20 protein-coding genes are annotated in these 22632 nt (G+C 53.5%); 13 read left to right on the plus strand and 7 right to left on the minus strand.

The genetic code is table 11. The annotated features are described in order from the left end of the window. Positions 1–260 precede the first annotated feature (260 nt). From H8F22_RS25820 to H8F22_RS25835, 4 genes are read left to right on the plus strand one after another with little or no spacing between them, the layout of a single operon-like run. On the plus strand, positions 261–1661 hold the full coding sequence (locus tag H8F22_RS25820) for a YfjI family protein (protein WP_194940831.1): 1401 nt from the start codon (positions 261–263) through the stop codon (positions 1659–1661). Beyond that, on the plus strand, positions 1645–2004 hold the full coding sequence (locus H8F22_RS25825) for a hypothetical protein (RefSeq protein ID WP_194940832.1): 360 nt from the start codon (positions 1645–1647) through the stop codon (positions 2002–2004). The genes H8F22_RS25820 and H8F22_RS25825 overlap by 17 nt, the downstream gene beginning before the upstream one ends. Next, positions 1982–2962 (plus strand): integrase domain-containing protein, encoded by a 981-nt coding sequence (locus tag H8F22_RS25830; protein ID WP_194940863.1) that lies wholly within the window; start codon positions 1982–1984, stop codon positions 2960–2962. The genes H8F22_RS25825 and H8F22_RS25830 overlap by 23 nt, the downstream gene beginning before the upstream one ends. Beyond that, positions 2959–3234, plus strand: a complete 276-nt coding sequence (locus tag H8F22_RS25835; protein WP_194940833.1) for a hypothetical protein — start codon at positions 2959–2961, stop codon at positions 3232–3234. The genes H8F22_RS25830 and H8F22_RS25835 overlap by 4 nt, the downstream gene beginning before the upstream one ends. 492 nt (positions 3235–3726) lie before the next feature. Here H8F22_RS25835 and H8F22_RS32715 read toward each other — a convergent pair whose 3' ends face one another. Both H8F22_RS32715 and H8F22_RS32720 read right to left on the minus strand, forming a co-directional pair. Further along, complete coding sequence (locus tag H8F22_RS32715; protein WP_228758943.1) at positions 3727–4038, minus strand: hypothetical protein; 312 nt, start codon at positions 4036–4038, stop codon at positions 3727–3729. Positions 4039–4060: 22 nt separating this feature from the next. Beyond that, on the minus strand, positions 4061–4408 hold the full coding sequence (locus H8F22_RS32720; RefSeq protein WP_324188467.1) for a C40 family peptidase: 348 nt from the start codon (positions 4406–4408) through the stop codon (positions 4061–4063). Between the two features lie 1461 nt (positions 4409–5869). Here H8F22_RS32720 and H8F22_RS25845 point away from each other — a divergent pair. The 9 genes from H8F22_RS25845 to H8F22_RS25885 all read left to right on the plus strand — a co-directional run bounded on the left by H8F22_RS25845 (position 5870) and on the right by H8F22_RS25885 (position 16732). Then, entirely contained in the window at positions 5870–6076 is a 207-nt protein-coding gene (locus H8F22_RS25845; RefSeq protein ID WP_194940834.1) for a helix-turn-helix domain-containing protein, read from the plus strand. After that, on the plus strand, positions 6077–9487 hold the full coding sequence (hsdR, locus tag H8F22_RS25850) for a type I restriction-modification system endonuclease (protein WP_194940835.1): 3411 nt from the start codon (positions 6077–6079) through the stop codon (positions 9485–9487). 50 nt (positions 9488–9537) lie between these two features. Beyond that, positions 9538–11046 carry a class I SAM-dependent DNA methyltransferase gene (locus tag H8F22_RS25855; RefSeq protein ID WP_194940836.1) on the plus strand — a complete coding sequence of 503 codons (1509 nt, stop codon included), beginning with the start codon at positions 9538–9540 and terminating at the stop codon, positions 11044–11046. Next, a complete protein-coding gene (locus tag H8F22_RS32980) occupies positions 11043–12731 on the plus strand; it encodes a restriction endonuclease subunit S (protein WP_194940837.1) in 1689 nt (562 codons plus the stop codon). The genes H8F22_RS25855 and H8F22_RS32980 overlap by 4 nt, the downstream gene beginning before the upstream one ends. A 25-nt stretch (positions 12732–12756) precedes the next feature. Next, positions 12757–14346 (plus strand): AAA family ATPase, encoded by a 1590-nt coding sequence (locus tag H8F22_RS25865; RefSeq protein WP_194940838.1) that lies wholly within the window; start codon positions 12757–12759, stop codon positions 14344–14346. Next, entirely contained in the window at positions 14343–15179 is an 837-nt protein-coding gene (locus tag H8F22_RS25870) for an HNH endonuclease family protein (RefSeq protein WP_194940839.1), read from the plus strand. Before H8F22_RS25865 ends, H8F22_RS25870 begins: the two co-directional genes overlap by 4 nt. A 224-nt stretch (positions 15180–15403) precedes the next feature. Beyond that, positions 15404–15598 (plus strand): hypothetical protein, encoded by a 195-nt coding sequence (locus tag H8F22_RS25875; protein WP_194940840.1) that lies wholly within the window; start codon positions 15404–15406, stop codon positions 15596–15598. A gap of 165 nt (positions 15599–15763) precedes the next feature. Beyond that, positions 15764–15967: a hypothetical protein gene (locus tag H8F22_RS25880; RefSeq protein WP_194940841.1), complete on the plus strand. Its 204-nt coding sequence runs from the start codon at positions 15764–15766 to the stop codon at positions 15965–15967. 387 nt (positions 15968–16354) lie between these two features. Then, positions 16355–16732: a DUF6124 family protein gene (locus tag H8F22_RS25885; RefSeq protein WP_194940842.1), complete on the plus strand. Its 378-nt coding sequence runs from the start codon at positions 16355–16357 to the stop codon at positions 16730–16732. A gap of 123 nt (positions 16733–16855) precedes the next feature. Here H8F22_RS25885 and H8F22_RS25890 read toward each other — a convergent pair whose 3' ends face one another. The 5 genes from H8F22_RS25890 to H8F22_RS25910 form a co-directional block, all read right to left on the minus strand. Further along, positions 16856–17278 carry an organic hydroperoxide resistance protein gene (locus tag H8F22_RS25890; RefSeq protein ID WP_059181649.1) on the minus strand — a complete coding sequence of 141 codons (423 nt, stop codon included), beginning with the start codon at positions 17276–17278 and terminating at the stop codon, positions 16856–16858. Positions 17279–17413: 135 nt separating this feature from the next. Beyond that, positions 17414–18784: an exopolysaccharide Pel transporter PelG gene (gene pelG / locus H8F22_RS25895; protein WP_027924428.1), complete on the minus strand. Its 1371-nt coding sequence runs from the start codon at positions 18782–18784 to the stop codon at positions 17414–17416. Continuing rightward, positions 18785–20299, minus strand: a complete 1515-nt coding sequence (pelF, locus tag H8F22_RS25900; RefSeq protein WP_059181650.1) for a GT4 family glycosyltransferase PelF — start codon at positions 20297–20299, stop codon at positions 18785–18787. Beyond that, positions 20296–21285, minus strand: a complete 990-nt coding sequence (locus H8F22_RS25905) for a tetratricopeptide repeat protein (RefSeq protein ID WP_059181651.1) — start codon at positions 21283–21285, stop codon at positions 20296–20298. Before H8F22_RS25905 ends, pelF begins: the two co-directional genes overlap by 4 nt. After that, positions 21263–22630, minus strand: a complete 1368-nt coding sequence (locus H8F22_RS25910; RefSeq protein ID WP_228758944.1) for a PelD GGDEF domain-containing protein — start codon at positions 22628–22630, stop codon at positions 21263–21265. The genes H8F22_RS25905 and H8F22_RS25910 overlap by 23 nt, the downstream gene beginning before the upstream one ends. Between the last annotated feature and the right edge of the window lie 2 nt (positions 22631–22632).

Consider the following 22632-nt stretch of genomic DNA (forward strand, 5'->3'; position numbering starts at 1 on the left):
CCGGTCATCACCTCGCTGCCTTCACCCGACTCAGGATCTCGCGGTGCCGGTTTCGTCAGCCAGTGCAGCCTCCACCCGCCCACCGCTATCGGTGTTCAGGAGGCCAGATCATGAGATGCCCACGCTCCCGGTCGTAAGGAGCCGTCAGTCCCGCGTAAGTGGACAACCCTCACAGGTCGCAGGGGCCTTGATCCCTGATAACACTCAACAACCGTGGCGGGATGAGTGAGGACGACGTCGATAGTCTCAGGAGAAGTGCGATGCAACTGTGCGAAGCGTTCGAACCACCACAACCCTTGCTGGAATACCAGCAGGCGCCACTGCCCTACCCGGTCGAAGCACTCGGGGATCTGTTGGGCCCTGCGGTCGAACGACTGGCCGAGGTGATCGGCGTACCCTGCGCCATGGCTGCGCAATCGGTGCTGGCTACCACGGCCTTGGTGAGCCAGGGCCATGCCAATGCCCAACTCGACGGCCGAACTTATCCGCTGTCCCTCTACCTACTGACGGTGGCGTCCTCGGGTGATCGCAAAAGCGCGGTGGATCACCTGGCACTGAAGGCGGCGCGCGACTGGGAACGACAGCAGTGGACCCTGTATGCGGAAAAGCTCAAAACCTATCGCGCCGCTACCAACATCATGGCCAAACCCAAAACCTCAAATAAACACGCGGAGGCGGAAGGCGGTGAGCTGTCCGAGCCGGTACCGCCGAGACTGATCATTGCCGACCCCACCATTGAGGCCCTGGTCAAAAGCCTGTGCCATGGCTTGCCCAGCATGGGCTTGTTTAATGATGAAGGTGGTCAGTTCTTGGGCAGCAGCACCATGAGCAAAGAGAACCTACTCAAGGCGATCACCACCTTGTCGACACTGTGGGATGGCAGCCCGATCGATCGGGCGCGCTCCATGGCGGGGGAAAGTCTGCGGGCCTATGACCGTCACCTAAGTCTACATCTGATGCTACAGCCCTACCTGGCCAACCAACTGTTCAAAGACCCGGTGATCAATGGCCAAGGCATCCTCGGCCGTTGCCTGATCAGTTGGCCCGAGCGCCTGGCCGGCCAACGACTCTACAAGGCGATCGACCTGACCCGAGATACCAAAGTCCAGCGCTACCAACAGCGGATCACCGCCCTGCTGCAAAAGCCCTGGCCGCTTCACCAGGATGGCTCTCTCAATCCCGCCACGCTGGAGCTGACTCCCCGCGCCCGTCGTGCCTGGATAGATATTCACGACACCATCGAGTGCCAGTCTGGCGAGTTCGGCGAGTTGGCCGGCGTCCAGTCTGTGGCGGGCAAGGCGGCGGCGAATGTACTGCGTATCGCGGGCGTGCTGGCCATGGTTGAAGAGGCCAGTGCGCTGGACGAGGCACACATCCAGCGTGCCTCCACGCTGATGGATTACTACCTGGCCGAGATTCAACGCCTGACCGAACAAGAGCCGGTCAATAGCCGACGCGAGGAAGCAGATCGGCTGCTGCGCTGGCTGGTGCAGAAAGGCTGGACCCAGTTCACCGTCCGCGACGTCAATCGCAACGGTCCTCGTTTTGCCCGCAAGAGCGCTGACCATACCGCCTCTTTATTGGTCGTACTGATCACTTTTCGCTGGCTGAGCAGCCGCGACGGAAAAACTTTCGAGGTCCGCCATGTTCCGCCTCAATGACGCGGTGCGCTGCTACAAGGCGCAACATCAATCGCCACCTGAATCGCGGCGTGTCGCCGCTTCTGTCGCCAGCCTGTCGCCACGCGCCGGGCCAGAAACAACGAGGGTTGTCGCCACTGTCGCCGCTGTCGCCACACCACCCCTGGAGCCAGCCAACCTTGCCCTGCTGATCGAGCAACTGCGCGAAGAAGGGGCACTGCTGCAACACCAGGAGAACGCCCTCCTGATCCGCCCGACACACTGGCAGCAAGTGGACAGGCTTAGCCCCCACTGGAAAGCCCTGCTGCTCTATCTGCAGACAAACGAAAACGGTGATGACAATGGCACTGGTCGGTCGACGTGATGGTCGCAACTTTGGCTACGGTCGTCAGCTGAGCTACGCCGGCCCACAAGCGCTCAAGGATCTGTTTGCCGGCGGCCACTTCGCCACGGTCAAAGCGCATAGCGATCGCTGGCAAGCATTCGTGCGTTGGTGTCGGTCAGAGGACGGTCCCGGTTACAACGATGCGCGCCAGATCGATCGCCGGACGCTGCAAGACTACGCCGCGTATCTGCGCCAGCAGATCCAGCAAGGTGAACTCTGCATCGCGACCGCGCAGAACCGCCTGAGCAGCGTCAACCGCACCCTCGCTGCGCTGCGCGGTGATCAGGACGTGAGGATCGCTAGCCCGAGCCAGGCGTTAGGACTGCAGCGCTCGAGCGTACGCACCCGCGCGCCGGATGGCCAAGACCAGCAACAGGTGCGGCGAGTACTCGAGGCACTTGGCGAACAGCACCACGAGCGGGTGGCCGCGATTGTCCTGTTGGCCCGAGCAACTGGCATGCGACTGCGCGAAGCGATCCTGGCTGACCTGCCACGCTTGCAGCGCGAAGCCGCTCACTTAGGCCGCATCAACATCCAGGACGGCACCAAAGGCGGCCGCTCAGGAGCTTCAGCGCCGCGATGGGTTGTGGCCAATGAAGCGGTGAAGGCGGCACTACAGTTGGCTCGTTATACGTCGCTGCCCCGCAGCCGCAACTTACTGGCCCGAGACGAAAGCTACGCCGTATTCCTGCACCAAACCGTGCTCCCCGCCCGCGAAACGCTACATGAACACGGACTGAAGGGTTTCCATGAACTGCGAGCGGCCTACGCCTGCGAGCGTTACGAGCAACTCACTGGCCACACCGCACCAGTCAACGGCGGCCACTGCTATCGCATTGACCGCGACCTTGATCAACAGGCGCGGCAACAGATCAGCCTTGAGCTTGGGCATAACCGAATCGATGTAGTTTCGGCCTACATTGGAGGTCGAGCGTGACCAAACCCTTCGATATGGCGCTGTTCCTGAGCGGCGTACTGACCGGCTCGACGGCCACGCAGCAACGCCACCTACGCCAAGCCCGAGTCATGCAAGCGGCCATTCAGCAGCGATGGCAGCGAGACAATCCCTGGACCTGGCAGCGCAAGCATGTGCGCTGGTTTCTCACTCAGCATCTGAAAGACCATTCCGACGCCACCTGGTATTACTATCGTCTCACCGCGCTATTGGTCTGGAAGCGATTAGGGAACGGCCGAGAATTGCTGATCTGACGCTCGAGTCGTGGATAGGCAATCCTCCAGGTTCGCTTGCCCATCTATCTCAGCGTGGATATTCTCTTGCGGATAAACCTGCTCGAAAAACACCGCCACAATGGCAAAAAACAACCCAAACAGGTTAGTCGTGACAGATACAAACTCGCCAGCGCAGCCTTGCTGCGGCTCCAGATCTTTGCCCTGAGTGGGGGTGCCCGAGCATCGGATTAACATCCCTCCTTCTCAATGCCACATCTATCGCATTTCATGTCGCAGAGAATTGAGCACCTGCAACAGACTCACGCGACATCGCACAGCCTTTACCGTCAAGCCCGAGTGAGTCGTCGCATAACTTAGGAGTTAAGCGACGACTGTGGCTTGGAGCGACAGGCAGCTATCTAGGATGACACCATCGATCGGGCCAAGCGAGCCGAGCTAGCCCGCCGCCGCGCGCGCTCTGGCGTACAGCCACCCCTGGAGCCCAAAGACGAACATTAAGGTTGAGGTCGTTCAACTGGAAGTTCGCGGTGGGAATTCGTACACGTCCGTGGAGCTACCGGCCTCGGCCCACTGCAAATGATGGAAGTCGAAGGACTGCTGCAACTGCGGCTTGACGATGCGAAAGTATGGCGAGACGTCGAAGTCGCGTGGCACGAACAGGCTGTAGTTGCGGATGTGTAACAGCTCGCGACACGCCTGCTCTACCGCCGGATGCAGGGGATCGCGGCTGTCGATCTCCGGCAGGATTGGATAGTGGATTGACTCGAAAGCCTGTGCCAGCAACGTCGAACAGATCGCCCGAGTGGGGGGAACCACTGCCAAACGCGATCATCCGCCGCTTCAGTCACCCCGGTAGCGGCGGTCTCACCAGGTAGCGGGCAAGATCGAACAGGTTGCGCAGATCGTAGCCCTGTCCAAGCCGCCCGCGCACGAAATCCAGCAACGCCGCGAGGTCGGTCTCATCCAGCCCGATCGGACGGCAGATGCGAGTGTGCTGGTCCAGGAAGTCCGCCAGCAGCACCAGGTGCACTCCGGCCACTACATCGGCCTCGATCAGCTCGCGCACCGGCTCGCTAGCGCCGGACATAGGTCCCAGGCGGTCACCGACGTATAGCGCGGCGTGCGACCAGGTGGACTGGGTCAGGTACTTGATCGCGCTGGAGAGGCGGCTGGTGCCTTCTACCAGCAGCACATCGCCCACCCGCAGGGTGGCGGCGAGGTGTTCCGGCGGGAAAGCCGGCAGCTGGCTGTGGCCGGGGCGGGGCGTGGCCGCGTCAGGTGGCCGGCTAGCCGAAGATCAAGGGCATGCAACAACGACATCATCTGCTCCAGGTTGGGCTGACGACAAGGCTAGCGCAAAGCCACGGGACAGGCTCACCTCGCTAGGCCAGCCAGAGATCATGCCGAGATAAGGCAAAAATTAGGACATTCCCGTTGCTGGCTGTTGTTCTATAAAGACTTTAGCGCAAACCACTTCAAGTCCTCCTGAATGGCTGGCCACCTCACCGACACCACCTTCTGATTCTCGGCTAAGGCAAATGCATTCGAGCTAGGGCCGAGGCTCAGGCGTGACCGGATTTAACTTATGGGCGATGTCAGATGTTCATGATCATCCCAAGTTTTTGAAATATCTGTTTTTTATCCCTTCCAATCACGCTATAGATTCATCGAAAGTTGTTCATGGGCAAAGCAACTATGGCACCTTCCGTCGGCAGGATATCGAAGAAGCCCCCAGTGCCCTTATGCACGGCAGCTCTACTTCGGCTCACCTTTACAGACTTATATGCATCCGACGTACAGTCAAAGATGCAGATCGGAGAGTCTCAGCGCAGGTCGACCAGCTGCAGATCGTCGTGCTGCAAGGATAATCGGGTGTTAGTACTCGAAAACGGTTGAAACTGCTTAATAAGCTCGGAGGAAAGTATCATTATCACGTATAGAAAAGCAGCACAGGCAGGCTTTTCGAACTATCGAGAACGGGGCCAAGATTGGAGCGGTCGTGGAGGAGGTTAGTAAGCAATTAGCCGCAAGTGGGTATTCGCCTTGAGACTATTGTCATCAAGGTCGGTGAACTAAATCTTGATTACCTGGCTACTTTTTCGGAGCGGTCGTGGCCGAGCAGTTTAACGAACTAGGTAAGATTGTCATGTTAATATAACTCTTAATTTTGATCTGTTGCTTTTATTCGGAGCAGAGGATACCCAATGAAAAATTGGAACCTTCGACGCATTGATCAACACTGGCCGGCAACAAGGTCGCATTCGAGCCACCGAATGCTGGATGCCTTTCGGCAGGTGAGTCCAGCCACTGACAGCATTGCGTAGGGAACGCATATCGATTAGCACTCATCTCGACAAACGCTTGGACGATTGTGCATCAAATGAGGATATGCTGGCTGGCGCGGTGCAAAACCTGCGACTTTTGACCAATTTTTCTCCCAGGGCACTAGCCATGAGATCGATGCGCAGGCACTGAGCAGAATTGAACTAACCCAACAACAGATCAGTAAAGCCATCCCAAGGCCGGAAGCTTTCAGTGTGCTACGTCGAAGGTGAGCTAACCATGAGCTGCGCTCCAATGTACACCTGTCATAACAGATGTTATATTGAGTACGTACTTCAGATTTGTATTGCTGGCAGACAGAGGCCAAGTCATGACGCAAAAATTTAACTGTTTTGCCAGCGAAGTCAAAGCCCTGCGCAAGAAGTTGATTATGTCGCAGGAAAATTTAGCCGCAGAATTAGGTGTGAGTTTTGCAACTGTCAACCGCTGGGAAAACGGTAAGACTCAACCATCAAAATTGGCAAAAAATCAGTTTGAACGCTTTTGCGAATTACAAAAAAAACAAGGAGCGTTATAAATGGCAAGCAGCAACTTTGATTGTCTCAAACACCATGATGAACTTCTGGTTCGCCTAGCCCAAACAGCCGAAACCTGCTTTGTACCAGACCCTAATACAACACTCATAAAAATGCGTCAGCTGGGAGAAGAGCTAGCTAAAACCATCGCCTCACGTGTCGGTGTCGAATCCGGTTCTGACATCAAGCAAGTTGATTTGTTGCGCGATCTGGACTACACCCTAAGGCTAGATATTCAAATAAAAGATGCTTTCCACGCTCTTAGAAAGCTGGGCAATCCTGCGGCTCACGATATTACATCTTCGACCCATCGAGATGCACTCAAAGCTCTACAGGTGGGGCACGCACTAAGCGCTTGGTTTCATATCAGCTTTGGCGGGGATAAAGCCAAAGATTTTAAGCTCACTCCCTTCGTTAAGCCGAGGGACCCTTCGGAAAAAGTGCGTCAGCTCGAAGAAGCGCTACTCGAGCTACACAAGCAAAATAGGTCCGCAGAAGAACGTTTGGCCCACGCGGAACAATTAAAGCAAATAGAGGCACTTAAAGCCGCAGCCGAGGAGCAGCGCGCCGAGAAAATGGCTGGCGAGAGTAAGGTGTGGGAAGAGATCGCCACCGAACATGAGGCCAAGCTAGTCGAGTATCGTGCAAAGATGGATGCCGCGAATGTTATGTATAAACTAACATTCCAAAGTCAAGCCCCACAACAGCAGGCCGAACAAATCCGGCGAGTCGAAAAAAACACTCTACAACTTAACGAAGCCGAAACCCGTATTTTAATCGATGAGCAGCTGATTTCTGCGGGCTGGGAAGCCGATAGCGTCAATCTCAAATACTCCAAGGGCGCGCGCCCTGTACCCAATGAAAATAGAGCTATTGCTGAATGGCCATCAGGCTCCGGCCCCGCTGACTACGTACTTTTTATGGGGATGACTCCCGTTGCAGTAGTTGAAGCGAAAAAGAGTGCAAAAAGCGTTTATGGCAGTATCGATCAATCTAAACGCTATGCTAAGGAGCTGCAAGAGCAGAATGCTTTTATCATCGAAACTTGCTATGGAGAATTTAAGGTTCCACTAACTTTCGCCACTAACGGACGTCCCTATTTAAAGCAGCTAGAAAGAGAAAGCGGGATCTGGTTCTTGGACGTACGTGATAACAGTAACCGCCGAAAAGCTTTGAAAGGCTGGTACACACCACAAGAAATAAAAACCTACCTCCGACAAACTCCACAAAAGGCAGAAGCCGAGCTGGATATAATGGATTTTGATTACAACCTGAAGCTGCGCGACTATCAGGTTGATGCAATCAAAGCGGTCGAGGGTTGTATAAAACAAGGTAAAGAAACCGCATTAATTGCCATGGCCACCGGCACCGGGAAAACCAAAACTGCAATAGCCATGATCTATCGATTACTAAAAGCAGAGCGTTTTCGTCGTATCCTTTTTTTGGTTGACCGTTCAGCGCTAGGCATTCAAGCCACAGATGATTTTAGTGAAGTTCGTCTAGAAAACCTCAACACCTTTGCGGACACCTTTGAGGTGATGGGGATGGAGCAAAACAAAGCGCCAAAGATCACACCAGACGACGGCACTAAAGTGCATGTCGCCACTGTACAGGGGCTGGTGAAACGCCTCCTATACCCCGGCGATAACGACAATAAACCAAGTGTGGGCCAATACGATTGCATTGTGGTAGACGAGTGCCATCGGGGATACCTGCTCGACCGCGAGTTAAGTGACACTGAAATCCTATTTCGCGACCAGCAAGATTACCAATCAAAATATCGTTGCGTTATCGAATACTTTGATGCCTTTAAAGTCGGCTTGACCGCAACACCGGCTCTGCATACCACCGATATATTTGGCCCGCCGGTTTTCACTTACAGTTATACTGAGGCCGTACTTGATGGCCACTTGAACGATCACCTGCCGCCAGTTCGCATTCACACCAAGCTGGCCGAGCGAGGGATCAAGTATGCCGTGAACGAAGATGTAAAGGTATACGATGCTGAAAAAAACAGCATTGAAACTTACAAAACACCTGATGAACTAAACTTCGATGTGGCTGACTTTAACCGTAAGGTCATTGCCCCAGAATTTACCAAAGCCGTCACTCGATGGCTGATCGAAAGCGATTCGATTAATCCCTACTCACCAGCCAAAACCCTAGTTTTCTGCGTCACCGACAAACACGCTGACGATGTCGTCGAAGCCTTCAAAGCAGCCATTGAGAACTACCATGGCGAAGTGGAAGACGATACCGTGCAAAAAATCACAGGCGCTAGCGATAAACCTCTAGCGAAAATCCGCAGCTACAAAAACGATCGCTTGCCCAATATCGCAGTCACTGTTGATTTGTTAACAACCGGTATAGATGTCCCCAGTATTTGCAATTTGGTGTTTTTACGCCGAGTCAACAACCGTATTTTGTTTGAACAGATGTTGGGGCGCGCTACCCGTCTGTGTCCTGCAATTGGCAAAGGCCCATTTCGTGTCTACGACGCTGTGGATATCTACAAACAGTTAGAGAAAGTCAACACCATGAAGCCGGTGGTGACTAACGTTAACATCAAATTTAGTGAACTCGCAGTGGAAATGACCCAAGCCACCGCCCCAGATTTGCAAGACCTAGCAAAAAAACAATTTATTGCAAAACTTCAAGTAAAGAAGAATTTTTTAAGCGACGAGCAAGCTGAAAAATTTGAAACTATCGTCGGCAAACCACCTGCGGAATTTGCCAAAGAACTCAAATCCATGCCGCTAGAAATAGTCGCCGAATGGTTTACCAACCATCCTGGTTTGGGGGAATTGTTAGATCAAAAATTCTCAGGCAGCGGAGGCAGCGCTAAACCAAACCTGGTGCTTCACGACGGTGAAGATGAATTCACCCATACCACGACCGGTTATGGTGAAGGTAAAAAACCCGAAGATTATCTCAATGCTTTTCAAAACTTTATCAACGCGAACAGCAACCGGTTGCAAGCGATAAAAACAGTCATCAACAAACCCTGGACCCTAAGCCGCCAAAGTCTAAAGGAGCTTGCGGTCGAGCTGGACCTCAATCATTTTCGCGAAAAGGATTTGCAAACCGCCTGGCAAGAAGTAAAACAGGAAGAAATTGCCGCGCGCATCATCGGCTTCATTCGCCAAGCCGCATTAGGAGAAGCTCTAATCCCTTGGGAGCAACGAGTTGATCAAGCGCTGGAAAAAATTCTGCAGTCTCAAGTGTGGAAAACCCCGCAGCGTGAGTGGTTGCATTTGATCGCAGTACAAACGAAAGCCACTACTATCGTCGATGAGGCAAACCTGAATCAGGGTATATTTAGACATCAGGGTGGCGTTAAACGCGCCGACAAATTATTTGGAAAACCCGTAGTCGAAGTGCTGGAACGATTTAATCTAGCACTGTGGAACTAACTTTGTTTTATTTCTGCATAGTCGGGAATTTATAGGATGCAAATAGCATTATGAGCACTCAAGACCTCGTCGCCAAACTCTGGAACCTTTGTAATCTGCTCAGGGATGACGGCGTTACCTATCACGAATACATCAACGAGTTAACCTTTCTTGTCTTCCTCAAAATGGTCGATGAAACTGGGCAGGAAGAACATATCCCCGCGGGCTACCGCTGGATCGACCTGGAGGCCCATAATTCGGCCTCTCGGCTAGACGAATACAAAAAACTGCTTATTCATCTGGGCAGCCACGGCTCGCTGATTACCCAAGCAATATACAACAACGCCAGCACCGTTATTCGCAAACCCGCTACTCTTAACAAACTGGTTACGGAGATTGATAAGCTCGACTGGTACAGCGCCAAAACTGAAGGTTTGGGCGATATGTACGAAGGCCTGCTCGAAATTAACGCCACTGAGAAAAAATCCGGCGCCGGCCAATACTTTACCCCGCGCGTACTGATTAACGCCATGGTCGATCTAATGAAGCCGACATTGGACGATGTCATAGTCGACCCCACCGCGGGTACAGGCGGTTTTTTAATCAGCGCTCACCATTACGTTAATGCCCACAACAATATTCAAGCACTGGATGAGATCTCCTACGACAAATACCAGCACAAAACATTTTTTGGCATGGAACTGGTGCCTGACACCCGTCGCCTGGCAATGATGAACCTGATGCTGCACGATCTTGCCATTGACGACCAAAATGCCGGCATCTTTTATGGGGATACACTCAGCAATGAAGGCAAGCAACTCCCCTCGGCTACGTTGATTCTTGCCAATCCGCCTTTTGGCACCAAGCAGGGAGGCGGTATTCCTACGCGGGATGATCTAATTCACTACACCAGCAACAAGCAACTGGCTTTTTTGCATCTGATATACCACGTTATGCTTAAACCTGGTGGTCGCGCCGCCGTAGTATTGCCCGATAACGTGTTGTTTGAGGGAGGTACAGGCAAAATCATCCGGCAAGACTTAATGGAAAAGTGTAATTTACATACTATTCTTCGTTTGCCCACGGGTATTTTTTACGCGGCTGGAGTTAAAACAAACGTATTATTTTTTGACAAACCTAAAGACCCAAAGAAAGACAAAGGTAATACTAAAAATGTATGGGTCTATGACTTACGCGCCAATATGCCGCAGTTTGGCAAGCGCACTCAGTTTAGTGCAAAACTTCTTGAGGAGTTCTATGAAGCCGTAGGCCATGATCTTACCCAAATAGATGAGAAATCGCGCCAGAATTTTGTTAAGAGACATGCAGAAGGTAGTGACATTGGTGATGTCGAAACATGCCGTTTACGATGCTTCAGCCGTGAAGTCGTTCGTGCTAAGGACGATTCCTTGGATTTGGCGTGGATTCGAAATAACAGCATCGAAGACAGCGCCAATCTGCCAGAGCCTGACGCGTTGATAAATGAAGTATTGGAGGAAATGGCAGGGGCGATGCTGGAACTGAAAGCGATCTTGGTGGAACTGGGCGCAGCAGAAGAAAATGAAGAGGTTATTCTGTGATCAGAGAATTACCAAAAAGCTGGGAAACCCCTCATTTAGAAGAACTACTTAACTTTGTCATCGGTGGGGACTGGGGCGAAGATCCAGAATTCGAAGGTGAGGGTTTTACTGAGGTTTTTTGTATTCGCGGTACCGAATTCAGACACTGGGAACAAGAAAAGGGCGCAACAAAAGTTCGTCGTAAAGTTAAAGTTTCTAGCCTTGAAAAAAGAATTTTGGAAGAAGGTGATATTTTAATCGAGGTTTCTGGCGGGGGACCAGATCAACCTGTTGGCCGAACTGTGTTGATTGATTCAAAATCTTTGGCCGTGAGGGACGAGCTTCCAAACGTTTGTACGAACTTCATTCGCCTGGCGAAGCCTAGCTCAAAAATAAATTCGGCATACTTGAATTATTACTTAAAAAGCTTTTATTTGTCTGGCGAAGTTACCAAATATCAGGGAGGCAGTAATAATCTTAGAAATTTGAAGTTTAAGGAGTATTGCAAGATACTTGTACCACTCGCCCCCTTAGACGAACAGACTTGCATTGCGAATAAACTTGATAGCTTACTCGCCAAAGTCAATGCGGCTCAGGCACGATTAGAGAACATTCCCCTCCTGCTTAAACGATTCCGGCAATCCGTCCTCGCCACCGCTGCTTCGGGTGAGCTAACTCGAGAATGGAGGGGGGACGTAGGCAGTCGTGAAGATTCTCTCACATGGGAATTTAAAAACCTACCTAGCAACTGGCAATTGAAGCTACTACCACAAGTGTCAGAAGCCAGATTAGGGAAAATGTTGGATAAAACTAAGAATCTCGGAAAACCCACTCGGTACCTCGGGAATATCAACGTTAGATGGGGGGCATTTGACTTAAATGATTTAAAAGAGATTCTTCTATCTGAGAAGGAATATGAGGAGCTAAAAATTAATGACGGTGACCTCCTGTTATGTGAAGGGGGCGAACCTGGCCGCGGCGCGGTATGGAAAGGCGGCGACAATGAACTAACTTTCCAAAAAGCGTTGCATAGAGTTCGTTTCGATGGAAGTGTGCTTGCGGACTTTGCATTGTTATGCATCGAAAATGACGCGCGCCAAAATAGACTTTCATTACTTTTCACAGGCACAACCATTAAACATCTAACAGGAAAAGCTTTAAAAAAATACCCTCTTCCTATACCTCCATTAGAAGAACAGAAAGAAATTGTCCGTCGTGTCGAGTCTCTTTTCGCACTATCCAATGCGGCTGAAAGGCAATACGATGAAGCAAAAAAACGCATCGACCGTTTAACTGAATCGCTTCTAGCAAAAGCCTTCCGCGGTGAGCTGGTGCCACAAGACCCCAAAGACGAACTAGCTTCGGTGTTGTTAAAACAGATTCAAGTCGAACGTGGACAACTAGTAGCAAATAAACCCAAACGCCAGGCCAGTACACGTAAAGCCGGCAACAAGAATAGCGATTTGAAATCGAGCAAGACAACCTACATGAAACTTTTCGAAGCACCTAAAAACTATCTTGTTGACCTGCTTATCAAGCTGGGTGATGAAGCGCATCCCAAGGTGTTATGGAGCAAAACCGAGCTCACGATCGACGACTTTTACGCCAAGCTCAAGCAGGAAATCCAAGCAGGCAGTATTGTGGATGACAACGTCTCGTCCGACCCGACCCTGCGCAAGCTAAAACTAGCCAAACCGGCGGCTTAACACACAAGGTAAGGGGAGTGAAGGTATGCGATTAGAGCGCCTTTATGTAAGGGATTACGGCAATCTGCAGGATTTTGAGTTCAAGCCGGCCCAGCAGCCACAAACTACTGTCGTGCTGGGTCGTAACGGTGCCGGAAAATCCAACCTTATCGAGGCATTGGTAGAGATTTTTCGTGATCTGGAAGCAGGCTCAGTAGCCAGCTTTTACTATGAATTAACCTATCAAGTCCGCGATCATGTAGTGCAAGTTACCAATACTCCTACAGGTCGCTCTCGGCAGCAGTTTACTGTCGATGGTCAAAAACTCACAGCCAAAGCCTTTAATGAAATGGCTGACGAGTATCTGCCTAAGTATGTATTTGCTTATTACTCCGGTTGGAACCGACGTTTAGAGAAGTTGTTTGATAAACCCACCAAAGAACTTTATAAACAATGGAAGCAAGGTAGCAGTAGTGACAACATTCCACTTCGCCGCCTGTTTTATTGTCGCAAAGATTACAGCCAGCTAGTATTGCTGGCGTTTTTTCTAATGGATGAAAACCCTAAAATCAAAGAGTTCCTCGTGGACTTTTTAAAAATAAATGATTTTGAATCTGCGCTATTTGTAATGCACAAACCATTTTGGCGCGGTAGCAAAAAACCAACAGAAAACGATCTTAAATATGGAGATCCGATTTTCTGGTATGCTAAGGGGGCATTTCAGAGTTTTACCGATCGTCTTTGGCGACATGCAATTGCCCCTATACGCAATGAGGAAACTGTCACTAAGGATTTTCGAGACCGCACAGAAGATCAAGAGCGTTTGTATTTATACATTAAAGACAAATCCACACTGAAAGAGCTGATGTATCCTGGAGAAGATGAAACACACTTCTTTGCCCATTTGGAAGGCTTGCACCTGTGTGATCTAGTAGATGAAGTGCGTGTCACCGTCGACCACAGTAAAGCCGGCCTGATCCGTTTTGACCAGTTGTCAGAGGGCGAACAGCAATTGCTCACCGTGCTGGGCTTATTACATTTCACTAAAGGCGAAGAAAGTCTATTTTTATTGGATGAACCAGACACCCACCTGAACCCAGCCTGGACTTACGAATACCTTAGCCTGCTGGAAAACCAAGTGGTTGATCAATCGTCACAACTGTTAATCGCTACCCATAATCCTTTAATGATCGGTGGCCTAAAGCGCGAGCAAGTGCGTTTGCTCAATCGCCACGACAAAGATGGAGAATACACTGTTAGCGCCGACATGCCTGATGAAGACCCGATCGGCATGGGAGTTGATGGTTTATTGCAGTCAGATATTTTTGGCTTGAAATCGGTGCTGCCTCCCAGCGTGGTCGAACGTCTTACCCAACGGTACAAGCTGTTAGGTGTTCGTAATAAAACGAAGAAAATGGCTGATGAGCTTGAAAGCTTAACGCGTGAGCTGGGCGAACTGGGCATCGCCCACAGCTTTCCGCACCCGTATTTTAATCAGTTTTCAATAGCATTAGCCCGTAATCCAATTATGACCAAGCGTAATTTTAGCGCTGATGATATTGCGGAACTGGAAGAACTTACTGATGAGTTGCTACAAGACATCATTGACCGAAAATACAATGAGGACCATCAATGAGATACATTGCGCTCCAGGAAAGCAATAAGGATGCATTAAAAGCTTGGGTAATAAGATCCAATGAATTATTGGAGGAAATGAAAGCTGAGCCGAACGCGAAAAAACGTAAAGCTATCATTCATCGCAATAAAGCGCATTGGCGAGAGTTTGGATTGTTAGAGTTTTTGAAAACCTTATCCAATGGAAAATGCTGGTACACCGAGGCGAGATTTACCGCTGAGTACCCACACCTAGAACACTTCCGACCCAAGAGCTACGCCCGTCAAGTGAGCGGTGTTATTTGCCACGATGGTTATTGGTGGTTGGCATTTGATATTGAAAATTATCGTTTATCAAAGCCAATGCCTAACACCCGCAAAGGAACTTACTTTCCATTACGTGATCATGCAATGGCGGTGTGTAAACCTGGCATCGCCGTCACCCGTGAAAGTCCTATGTTCCTTGATCCGTCAAATGAAGATGACGTTGCATTGATAGGTTTTAATGCATTGGGGGAGTCTGAACCTTGTAAGGAGCCCCCTATCGATTTAGATGAGTGGGATAAATTAAGGGTTGCGTTTTCTATCCAGCGCTATGGATTGAACGACAAAGATTTATGTGATCAACGAAAGGCATTATGGATCTCTATAAATGCCATGTTTGATGAGTTTGCAGTATTTGGCCTCAAGGCTAAAAGAGAATGTTGCATTGAAAGTGCGGGGAAGGCAAAACAGATAAGAGCCGAGTTAAAAAAATTTTTAAATCCTAGCAATGAGTTCACCGCACTTATACGCGATTGTTTTAAGTCCCATCAAGTTGGGCGCTCGCTATATCCGCAACTTTCGGCAATGTGATTTACCATATAAATTTTGCGTCATCGATACACTGATCATTCGGTTAGTCTTCTTAAACTCCTTATCATTGGAGTATCGGTCGATGTGCTGAGTCTCTTGCCCTTCAATAGATCCAAGGTGCCAGAATGCTGTGGGTCTATCTCCTTCCCGTTCACCAACAGTGGCAATTCTATCTTTGCGTGATAGGTCGTCCATCGCCGCCTAATTTTGAATAGGTGGGGTTCATGGAGCGCATACCCACCATCCCTACCAGCAGCCCAATGCGACAGGAAGAACCCAGCCAGTCCCCGGGCGACGAATTTACTCCACAGGAAAACTCAACGGTACAGACGAATCCTGATGAAAACCTGAGCGATGCAATTTTTCGGCTAAACGGTATTCCAATTGGTATTCCAACTAAAAACAAAAAAAGATATTAATGTTATAAATCAATATTTTACTGAACTGATTCAAATTACCCCGGCCCATCAAATACGAAGCAAGCCAAAACCCGCGAAGTGCGGGTTTTGTTGCATCTGGTGGTTGGTGATTTGCGTTTTACACAACCAGACCTACCCTGTCGTACTACTCCCAAGGATGGCACCATGAAATTTAAAACACTGATTGTCGTGGTAACCCTTTCCCTGACATCCAGCTGTGCGTATTACAACGACCGCACCACCGACACCAGCAAGAGCGGGCGGATTGCCTGTGAGGCCGAGCCTGCCAACCAGCCGGGTTGTTATACGAAGCAGTCGAAGGATTGGAGTTGGGGTGGGTTAACGTTTGGGGTTGGGGCTTCGAACTAGGCTCCGGACTCTCAGAAACCGCCGGGGCTGTAAGCATCTTTTAAACAAAAAATCCCGCCGTGATCCTACAGGCACTTTGATTTCTGGAGAGATTTCCGACAGGTTTTGGCGGTTGTCGGGTAGGAAGATGAGTGGATAGGCTTTGTCGGTCGCTGCGCATCAGCGATCGGGTGTGGAAACCCGAAGATAAACAAACATGTCCTCATGGCATACTGTCGCGCTTTTTTCGGCCGCAGGTTCAAGTTATGGCGGCTGTGCGTGGGAGACCTTCGGGTCTGCCGGGTTTTGTCCGTTTATCTCGGTTTTTCCACCTCGCGCACAGCTGCCACCCATTCGAGTGGAATCGGAAAAGTGGCAGCTCCTATGAATTAAAAGGACGATCTTGCCATGATTAAAGAAACCCCAAATCCACCTGCCGCGGATGACGTATCCCCCTACGAATCCCCCGACTCAAAAAAGCTCAACGACGCCGCTGACCGCGCGCTGAACCATTACCTCAATCCCTCCGCCCTCAAATCACCTGCGGCCCGCAAGCCGAGCACGATGTTTTTCGTTTCGCCGGATATGACGAACGAAGACCTGTTGGCCCATGCCTGTGAGACGTTGGCTTCGGCGAGTGTGATGACGAGTGATTTTGCGGCGTATCTGGAAGGGCCGCACCGGCATACTGCGATGGCGATTCAGCAGATTGTGATGCTGGCGGAACTGACGGTGAATCGGATGCTGGATAACGTTGAAGTGCCGAGATCTTCGCCACACCGCTGACCCCTTGTAGGCGTGAGCCTGCTCGCGACGGCCGTGTGTCAGTCACCCTCCTTTTTGAATGTACGATGGCTATCGCGAGCAGGCTCACTCCTACAAAAAGCAAATCCGGTGTGAGGCCAGGATCTACACCACTTTCAGCTCAACCGAAACATGCCCCCGCGTCATCCGTGAATACGGGCACATCTGATGCGCAGCGTCGGCCAGCTCACGCTTCACCCCATCTTCCAACCCGGGAATGTTGACGTTCAACCTGACCGCCAACTGAAAATCCCCACCACTGGTTTTACCCAGATCCACCTCGGCATCCACCGACGTGTCTTCCGGCAATTTGATTTTCATCTTGCCCGCCGCCACCTGGATCGCGCCGATAAAACACGCCGAATAGCCCAGCGCAAACAGTTGCTCCGGGTTGGTGCCGGGCTTGCCCGAGCCGGGGGAGCTGAAGGTGACGTCGAGTTCGCCATCGCTGGACTTGCCGGTGCCGGTGCGGCCGCCGACGGTGTGGGTTTTTGCGGTGTACAGAACGGTTTCCAGTGCAGTACTCATGGCCGTGACTCCTGAAGGGAAGCGACAGAATAGGCAAGCCTAGCAGCGCAGCGTCCACGCATCGGTGACGTTGGTCGGATGAAAAAAAGGCACTGAGCGATGATCGCCAGTGCCTTTTTTGTGCCTGAAAAACTGTTAGCGCGACAGCATGAACGTGTCGTACTCCAGATCTTCCAGCGCCGTGGTCAGCCGGTGTAAGCCCAGCAATACACAGATCAGCAGCGACAGCGTAAACCCGTATCCGAAGAAGCTCGGGCCGAGGTACATGCTGAACAGCGTCAGCATCGCGTTCAACACCGCGAACAGCACGCACAATTCCAGCACCACGGTGCGTTTGTCCAGATAGAAGAACACGTTGAGCAACGCCATGAACACCACCTGAATGCTCACGCCGATCAGGTCGATGTAGAACAGCGGCAGGTAGTAACTGGAGATGCCCAGCCAATCGAGCAAGCGCGGCGCGAACAGGAACAACAGCACCGCCGTCAGGCCCTGGACCTTGCAGATTTCCAGCAAGCCCTGGCGGATCGACAAGGTCATTTCGGTTTTCAGCTGACCGATGTGCTGCAAGGTTTCGCCTTCGCGGATTGCCCGGAACAGACGGTCGTACCACTCGGCAAAATCGGTTTCGATGCGCACCAGAAACACCGCCATGCCAGGGATGATCGCCAGGTACGCGAGGAAAATCGGCAAGTCGTACAGGATCGACGCGCGCAGCGGGCCAACGATTGCGTTGGAGGTGCCGGGGTTGAACCAGAACATGAATTTGTCGATCCAGATGCCCAGGTTGTAGAAGAAACCGGTGGCCAGCAGGCTGAGGAAAACGTTGCGCCGTGCGAGGAAATCGAAGGCGATGAGTTTCTCGGCCCGGTACTCGCGCAGGATGTCGTAGAGGAACAGGAACAGCAGCGTGCTGTGCCCGATCAACAGCGCCAGCAGCAAGCCCGGCATCTGCAGAAAGCTCAGCAGGTAAGCACTCGCGACCATCAGCGTGTAACCCACCAACATCACCAGCAAGATGCGGTTATAGGCCTTCATCCCCGAGAGGAAGATGATCACCAGCCACAAGTTGCACAGCACCACAAAGTTGGCCAACACCAACACGCGGTAGATCAGCGGCTGGTCGAACAACAGACCCAGTACGATGATGCCCAGCAGCCCCGCGCCCAAGGTGACCAGCAACAACACGCCCAACAGGTTGGGCAGGATCTGATCGTACTTGTGCTCGAACAACCGGTCGGACACGAAGCGGGTGAAGAACAACTGCAGGCCGCCCGTGAGGATCAGCGAGGTGGCCATCAGGTACGTCACCGTCACCAGAAACTGCCCGACCAAGGCGTTCGGCAGCAGCAAGCCGATACTGATGATCCCCACCAGCATCACGCTGATGATCGACAACACCCACGGCCCGGAGCTGATCAGCCCCGCGTAGACGTAGGCGTGCAACGTCGCGGTGTAGGAATCACGCGAAAGGATTTTTCGCAGTTCGAAGCCAATCCCGGCCATTTAACTGTTCTCCATGGCAGCTTGATACAAGTCGCGATAACGCTGCAGCATCAAGGCTTCGGTGTAGTAACGAGTGACCCGCAACAAGCCACTGGCCTGAGCGGCCTGCCAGCGTTGCGGGCTGCGCAGCAGTTCGAGGATCGCCGCGCTGGTGGCTTGCGGGTCGGCAATCGCCACCACTTTGCCGGCGTGCCCAAGGTCACGGTCTTCGGCGCTGCCGCCTTCGATCAACTCACGGCACGAGCCGACGTCGCTGCTGACCACCGGCGTACCGGCGGCCCAGGCTTCAAGGATCACCAGCGGTTGCGCCTCGCTGATCGAGGTCAGCACCATCAGGCCGAGTTTCGGCAAGATCTCCTGAATGCGCTGGAAGCCGAGGAAATGCACCTTGCCCTCCAGGCCAAGGCTGGCCATCAGGCTGCGGCATTCGCTGACGTATTCCGGGTCTTCCTCTTCCGGGCCGACGATCCAGCCCTCGGCGTGCGGCATGGCGCTGATCACGCCGCGCATGGCCCGCAGAAAGGTTTTGACGTCCTTGATCGGCACCACACGACCGATCAGGCCGACGACCGGCGCAATGCCGTGGGCACGGGATTCCAGCGCGGCGGTCCACACCGGCAGGTCGATACCGTTCGGAATCACCTGGGTGCGGGACGCCATGGCGCCGTCCTTGATCTGCCGCTGACGGTTGCCGTCGTACAGCGCGATGATGTTGTCGGCGCTGTTGTACGTCAGCTGGCCGATGCGTTCAAAGAAGCGTACCCACAAGGTGCGGATATAACCCGAACCGGCATCAAGGCTGCGGTTCAGCGCCTGGCCGGAACTCTCGGCGATCCAGCTGGCCTGGGCCAGGTCGATCTTGCGTTCCTTGGTGTAGATGCCGTGCTCGCTGAGCAAATAGGTGCAGTTCCAGCGTTGCTTGAGGATGCACCCGAGAAAACCCGCGTAGCCGGTGGAAATCGAATGCAGCACCCGCGCTTTCGGCATCCGTCGTGCGGCTTCGGCGAGCATCAGCAACGGCGACTGCATCGAGCGCAGGGTCCAGAAATAATTGACGAAGGACGGGTCGGCGCAATGCTGGCGGTAGCCTTCGCTCAGGGTTTCCCAACTGGCGCGGCTGCGCAGCACATCGTCGAGGGTCATGTCGCCCTGGGCGATGCAGTCGAGCAAGCGTTCGCCCATGTCGAGGTCAGGCGCGTCCGGGTGATGCAGGAAGCGATACAAATCCTGAAGTTGCTGTTGGTCAGCCTCGCGCGGATCGCCCAGCGTCTTGGTCGGATGCGTGGCATCTTCGAGGAACACTTCTTCGATGTGCAGCACGTTGGCCGGCACGTCATAGCGGCGCGCCGAATACGCCTGACGCTGCCCGCCGATGAACATCACCGAAAAGGTCAGTTCCGGCAGGCCGAGGATCATCTGGTGAATCCAGCTGGAAACGCCGCCGCGCACGTAAGGCCAGGTGCCTTCGAGCAGCAGGCAGATGTCGGCAACAGGTGCCTGTTCCTTGTGACTCATGTCCAGCTCCTGACCAATGCAGCGAACGGTGGCCGCTGACGGGTTTCCTCGGGAAGCCGCGCGAGCAGTCCGGGAATTTCGTGATAACGACCGGCCTCGAAGGCCAGTTCTGCATGGAACGGCAGCACCTGCGCTGCGCCCATGCCATTCTCCTGGGCCTGACGGAGCAGCACTTCAGCGCGCTCGATGTCGCCACGCTCCAGCGCGATGCGCCCGGCCAGCAGAAACAACTCACCGCCCTCGCCTGCTTCCAGGCCCAGTTCGGCATGTTCGCTGGCTTGATTGAGTACGTGATCCAGCACACTGCCTTGCGCCAGCCCCAGATACGCCAGCTCCCAATACCAGCGCGCCAACCGGCCATGCAGCGCACCCGCTGCTTTGGCGTTGGCGTCGGGCAGTTCGCCGAGGGCGATCTGGATGTGCAGGTTGATGTCGCTTTCCTGCTTGTCGAGCATCGAGTACGCCAGCAAGCGCACGTCGTCGCTCGGGTCGGCCAGCGCCAGTTTGAGGATCGGCACGGCTTCTTTGCCGGGCATGCGTCGGGTGGCCAGCAACGCGGCCAGACGCTGGTCCGGATCGGGCGCATGACGCAACACGTCCTGCAAACCGCCATCGGCAAATACCGGTTTGTGCAATTGCAGTTGCGCCCGATACGGCAGCTTCGGAATGCCTACCGCTTGCCATGCCTGCTTGTCGCGTTTGCGCGGCAGGTACAGCGCCGGGAAAATCGCCGCGACCACACCGACCGCCCCGAGTACCGGCACAAAGAACGCCAGGCTGAAGATGAACAGTGGGCTCCACGGCAGCGGCGAGCGGTAACGCGCCGGCAACAGCAACCACACCGCCGCGCACAACATCACGCAGGCCAGGCCATGGCTCAAGGTGAACACCAGCAATTGTCGTAACTCGGGCGCCGGGAGCCACAAGCTGGCCCAACTGCCCGCCTCTAACAACAAGGCTCCGCTAAACAGCCACTTGCTGATCATTCAGGCCACACTCGTTGAACAGGAAATTACGCAGCCCGTTGCGTTCACAGCCAGGCTCCAGGTTGAACGGCAACACACGCACGCCAAGGCTTTCCAGGCTGCTTTCGATACCAAAGTGCTCGTGCAGCAACAGGTTGATTCGGGCCAGATACCCTTCGCTGCCTTGCGGACTGGTCAATGGCAGCAGCACCAGCAACAACGAATGATCGCGATCGTTACGCAGCGACAATTGCAGATCGAGACCGCGCTGGCTGCGCTCAAACAAACGCGCCAGCTCATCGTTGGGACGGGTCATTTCAAAGGCAAACAGGCCGGCCGCCAGCTTGTGCTGCTCAACATCCACCAGCGAGCGCTTGAGTTGCAGCGTGAAGTGCTGCGCATCGGCGTCGGCCAGTTGCAGCACTTGCGGGTCGCGGCGCAGCAGGTCGGCGATGTGTCCGGCGAGCAAGGCCAACAGGCTCAACGTACGATCCTGGAAGGCGAAGAACGGCATCTGCCGCACCGCCAGAATCGCCAGCAAGCGACCTTCGGCATCGATCAGCGGAATGCACGCCTGCAACGACGAGAACTGCGCCGAGCTGCCGGCATCGATCAATTCCTGACGCACGCTGACCAGCTCGCCACGCTCAAGGCACAGCTTGACCAGACCGTCTTCGGTGCCCAACGGCCCCATGATGCCGATGGTCGCCAAGGCTTCGGGCAAGACGTTTTCTTCACGCTCGTCGACGCGGTACAAACCGGCCACGCGCAACGCGCCGTACTGACCGAGCATGGTCACGATCGGGTCGGCCAGCGCGGCCAGTGCATCACCTTCTTCCGGCATTACTCGCAGCTTGTCGCGCAAGCCCAGCAAGGAGCTGCGCAAACTCTGATCGCTGCCCGCCACGCGCTGCTCCAGCAGGTCGTGGGAGACCCGCAGAATCTGGTGCGCGCGGGTGAATTCGTCGAGACGGTACTGGCGGTAATCGTTGGCCATCTGCAGACGCTGCAAGCGCCGTTCCCACAGATCGCGAACCTCGCCCACCAGCATGCCGCTGACCAGCACGCCGACGATGAACGACGGATCGAGCTGCTCGTAGCCTTCATGCCCGACATAGCGCAGGGCGAACATCGCCATCACCAGCAGACTGGCGCTGACCAGGCCGCGTACAAAACCGTAGCGCACACCGAGCAGCAATGGCGCCAACACCGGCCAGGGGAAACCGGCGTGCATTTGCAGCGGGTCCTGCGGGGTCAGCCACAAGCCGAGGCCGACGGCCCCGCCGGTCACCAACAGCGTTTCCAGCCAGGACACCGGGCCGCTGGCACGCGGCGCGAGGCTGTAATCCATGTGAGGAGAATTCATTG

The sequence above is a fragment of the Pseudomonas mucoides genome, assembly GCF_015461845.1.
Taxonomy (GTDB): Bacteria; Pseudomonadota; Gammaproteobacteria; order Pseudomonadales; family Pseudomonadaceae; genus Aquipseudomonas; species Aquipseudomonas mucoides.

Bases quoted from the DNA above. Each gene is read 5' to 3' on its own strand.
- H8F22_RS25820 (WP_194940831.1), top strand. From the start codon at position 261: ATGCAACTGTGCGAAGCGTTCGAACCACCACAACCCTTGCTGGAATAC.
- H8F22_RS25825 (WP_194940832.1), top strand. From the start codon at position 1,645: ATGTTCCGCCTCAATGACGCGGTGCGCTGCTACAAGGCGCAACATCAA.
- H8F22_RS25830 (WP_194940863.1), top strand. From the start codon at position 1,982: ATGGCACTGGTCGGTCGACGTGATGGTCGCAACTTTGGCTACGGTCGT.
- H8F22_RS25845 (WP_194940834.1), top strand. From the start codon at position 5,870: ATGACGCAAAAATTTAACTGTTTTGCCAGCGAAGTCAAAGCCCTGCGC.
- hsdR (WP_194940835.1), top strand. From the start codon at position 6,077: ATGGCAAGCAGCAACTTTGATTGTCTCAAACACCATGATGAACTTCTG.
- H8F22_RS25855 (WP_194940836.1), top strand. From the start codon at position 9,538: ATGAGCACTCAAGACCTCGTCGCCAAACTCTGGAACCTTTGTAATCTG.
- H8F22_RS25865 (WP_194940838.1), top strand. From the start codon at position 12,757: ATGCGATTAGAGCGCCTTTATGTAAGGGATTACGGCAATCTGCAGGAT.
- H8F22_RS25870 (WP_194940839.1), top strand. From the start codon at position 14,343: ATGAGATACATTGCGCTCCAGGAAAGCAATAAGGATGCATTAAAAGCT.
- H8F22_RS25875 (WP_194940840.1), top strand. From the start codon at position 15,404: ATGGAGCGCATACCCACCATCCCTACCAGCAGCCCAATGCGACAGGAA.
- H8F22_RS25880 (WP_194940841.1), top strand. From the start codon at position 15,764: ATGAAATTTAAAACACTGATTGTCGTGGTAACCCTTTCCCTGACATCC.
- H8F22_RS25885 (WP_194940842.1), top strand. From the start codon at position 16,355: ATGATTAAAGAAACCCCAAATCCACCTGCCGCGGATGACGTATCCCCC.
- H8F22_RS25890 (WP_059181649.1), bottom strand. From the start codon at position 17,278: ATGAGTACTGCACTGGAAACCGTTCTGTACACCGCAAAAACCCACACC.
- pelG (WP_027924428.1), bottom strand. From the start codon at position 18,784: ATGGCCGGGATTGGCTTCGAACTGCGAAAAATCCTTTCGCGTGATTCC.
- pelF (WP_059181650.1), bottom strand. From the start codon at position 20,299: ATGAGTCACAAGGAACAGGCACCTGTTGCCGACATCTGCCTGCTGCTC.
- H8F22_RS25905 (WP_059181651.1), bottom strand. From the start codon at position 21,285: ATGATCAGCAAGTGGCTGTTTAGCGGAGCCTTGTTGTTAGAGGCGGGC.
- H8F22_RS25910 (WP_228758944.1), bottom strand. From the start codon at position 22,630: ATGAATTCTCCTCACATGGATTACAGCCTCGCGCCGCGTGCCAGCGGC.